This is a genomic window from Rubritalea sp. (assembly GCF_039830215.1).
Classification (GTDB): domain Bacteria; phylum Verrucomicrobiota; class Verrucomicrobiia; order Verrucomicrobiales; family Akkermansiaceae; genus Rubritalea.
Genome location: NZ_JBDOPO010000245.1, coordinates 1,444 through 4,572 on the forward strand (window position 1 = coordinate 1,444; position 3,129 = coordinate 4,572).

Annotated in this window: 3 protein-coding genes; 2 read left to right on the forward strand and 1 reads right to left on the reverse strand. The window is 44.7% G+C overall.

Features of this window, described 5'->3' with window-relative positions; all coding sequences use genetic code 11:
* On the reverse strand, positions 1–659 hold a 659-nt coding region (locus ABGY95_RS08065), incomplete at its 3' end, for a succinate dehydrogenase cytochrome b subunit (protein ID WP_347441174.1).
* Between the two features lie 194 nt (positions 660–853).
* Between ABGY95_RS08065 and ABGY95_RS08070 the strand changes: the two genes are divergently transcribed.
* Both ABGY95_RS08070 and ABGY95_RS08075 read left to right on the forward strand, forming a co-directional pair.
* Positions 854–1,258 (forward strand): hypothetical protein, encoded by a 405-nt coding sequence (locus tag ABGY95_RS08070; RefSeq protein WP_347441175.1) that lies wholly within the window; start codon positions 854–856, stop codon positions 1,256–1,258.
* Between the two features lie 1,672 nt (positions 1,259–2,930).
* Positions 2,931–3,125 (forward strand): hypothetical protein, encoded by a 195-nt coding sequence (locus tag ABGY95_RS08075; RefSeq protein WP_347441176.1) that lies wholly within the window; start codon positions 2,931–2,933, stop codon positions 3,123–3,125.
* The last annotated feature ends 4 nt before the right edge of the window (positions 3,126–3,129 follow it).

The following is a 3,129-nucleotide window of genomic DNA, read 5'->3' on the forward strand; positions in this document are numbered from 1 at the left end:
GACACGGGGATTGAAACGAAACCAACCCAGATGAAGAGAGTGTATGCTTTAGCAGTACAATCGATAAGAGCTGCATTCTTTTTGGTGCGAAGGCCGAGAGTCTGGAAAATTGAGGAGAAACCGTGGCTGAGGTGGTTGCAGAGAAGTGAAACTGCAATAATGTAGAATGCACTCACTGGAATACTCTTAAACCCTTCTATGACCATTAAGTATGCATCACCATTGTTACCTAATTCAGCAAGTCTTGAGTCAATTCGCACTGTGTAGTGGAGGATGTGGAAGATCACGAATGCAATAATAGTGAGGCCTGACCAGATCATTACGCGGGAGGCCTTCGAGGCCTTGACTGTGGTGCCGCACTCATAGCGCTTTTCCTTAGACTTGCGGTTGGCAATAGTAAGCTGGATAGTAGCTACTACGTGGAGAACGAGTGAAGTGAGAAGCACAATACGTGCAATCCATACACCTGCGCCATGGAGCATTTGATGAAGGAATTCAGCGTACTCATTGAAGGCTTCAGCCCCCACAAACATGAGGAGGTTGCCGCTAAGATGACCCGCAAGGAAGCCGACGAGGATGAGGCCAGTAATGGCCACTACGAATTTTTTGCCGATGGAGGAATTCCAAAAGTGGCATAAGGAACAGGATGATGCGCTCATTGTATTTATGTCTGTGTGAGAGAACTTGTCGCGTAATACGGGTAAATCGCACAGATTTCAAGTAGTGCTTACGAAAAAAGGCACAATAATTAATGAGCGGGACTCATAAATGACTCAATTATACTTCATCCACATGATGATGAGTGTGCTTTTGTGTGGTCGATGCTGGGTGTAGCATGTTATGTTCAAGAGTGATGAATGCTAAATTGAAGTCGGTCGCGGAGGAACTTAAAAATGATCTAGCTCTAAGTCCCGATCTTAGAGCCCAGCAGCTTATTGATCTGGATGAAACTATCCATGAGAGTATGATTAGGTTCGAAGAGACTATGAACTCAGATCTGGGAGATGAGTGGCGCACGCTGAAAGATAAAATCGACACTTTGCGTGGGTATGCGCAGGTTGCTAAAATGCGGCTACTTTTTGGTGACGATGAATTGAGAGCTAAACTGGTCGCGATGCATCAAGATGCGGGAGTTGATTGTGATGAAGCTAAGGCTGCGATTGATGTGGAGCGAGACGCGCACAGAACTAAAGGCATAGCTGACGTTTTTAAGGCTTTGCTCATGTGGAAGGATTCTCCTGAAGAGCGTATGAAATAGGCTAGGATCGCTTGTATCGTTGCGAGTGAGTTGTATTGGATCAGTCGAGTAGTTGAGTATTATGACCTTGTCTTGGTCATGCATGCTTGTTGTCTGAATGATCTCCCCGATAGGATAGAGATGAAGAGGTTAAGATGAAGAGGGGGCAATGTTACAGATTAAAGGACACACTTGGAACAAGTGTGTTTGGCTCTGTTTACAAAGCTTATGATTCAATGCTAAACCGTGAAATGCCGCTCAAGCGCCTTAATAAGGGGAGCGAGCCAAGTGGCCATACGCGAAAATTTTATGAGCGAAGCTAGAGTAGTTAGCAACTCTATAGCATCCCAATATCTTGCAATTTACAATGTGAGTAGTCACAAGGAATTCATGTAATTGTGATGGTATGGCGTGTTGGGATTACTCTTAAAACTCTTGTTCAAAGGCATTTATTTCGGCCCGATGCTTTCTAGCATATAGCAGCGTAAATTTTACAGGGCTCAGCAGCTTCGGATAAAGCGATCATTCTGAACTGTGCAAATTAAGCCGGATCGCATAATGCTGGGCCTTAGCCAAGATAACTATTATGAACTCATAATCTTTGATTTCGGTACATCCTAATCGATGGACAGTGCTGCCCCCACTGAGGGTTTCACTCTAGTGGCATCGCTGAACGCGATGGCCCTTGAGCTTTTAAATCATCAAAAAAACACAGAGCAAAGTGATTCGGGATGTAGTGGCCGTGCGGTTGAATAAGTCTACAGTTGAAATAAACCGGCCTTAACCAGGTATTTCTCTACAGGGCTCATGTCCTGGCCTTGATGCTTTGGTCGTTCTATTCATTGAAAAAGGCTTTGGTCTTGGCATCTCGATCACGCATTGTTTCGTAGCTTTGGACTTCAATCTCGCCATAATATACAGCCCTCGGTGGCGCGCGATTATCATATTTTAGAGTGCTGTTCCTTTGCCTTTCTTGCTGAGGCGAGGTTTTGGATAGATCGTGTCTATTCCCATGATGCGTATCAATCGACAAAGACGTGCGACACAAGTAAAGTATCCTGACTTCTCTAGCACATCACGGAAGCGACGCTTACCATAAGTTGGCTCCCTGCAGGTATGGGCAATACGCTATATGCAAAGCTCATTTTCAGTACTCAATGACCGTGTTGGTATGTGAGCGAGAACCAACAATACTCTGGCATAGCCAGCTTATATCCATGGTCTCATCCTTACTTACTCCACTCGTCCTCTGGTAGGACGACACCTTGGATCTCATAGATCTCGAAAAAAGTTCGCCTCCGTTCGGAGTTGATCAATCAGGCTGATGAGGCGGTAATCTCTGCTATTTCATGGATTGCAAGCTACTCACGCAGCGCCTTTATAGCTACCTTACTCTTACATTTAGCACTAAATTTACGCCAGCTTTCATTCGGTTACTCTATCGTGTTTTGAATTAGCAACCTTTCCAACATTTTTCCATACCAGCTAACCATTGTGCTAGAGGTACGTAATTCTGGTGGATGGCAATCTGTAGCAATCTGTAACCTAGCCAAACATACGCAACACATTTTGCTCAGTGGTGGTTGTGGTTGTTACCGCGGGAATGGTTATATTGGGGGTTGGCGAGGTGTAGGCCTCAGAGAATCAATATTCAATTGCTCAGATCAATAGCATTGATTTTAGTTCGGCTTACTTGAAGAGAGTTGAGGAAACCAGCACAGAGGTTACTGTGGTTGAGCCGAAATTAGATGAGCCAGCTCCTGTAGAGAAGGCTACAGAAATAGAAAAACCTGTGACTAAAGAAAAGCCACAGGTGCGTAAGGTGCCTACTGAACTAAAAGGACTTCGAGAGCTTCCTGGTAAAGCGAAAAATCTCAAAGACTTGTAATTGG

What these genes read in the sequence shown, in the direction of transcription:
- ABGY95_RS08070 (WP_347441175.1), top strand. Translation starts at nt 854, where the DNA reads ATGAATGCTAAATTGAAGTCGGTCGCGGAGGAACTTAAAAATGATCTA.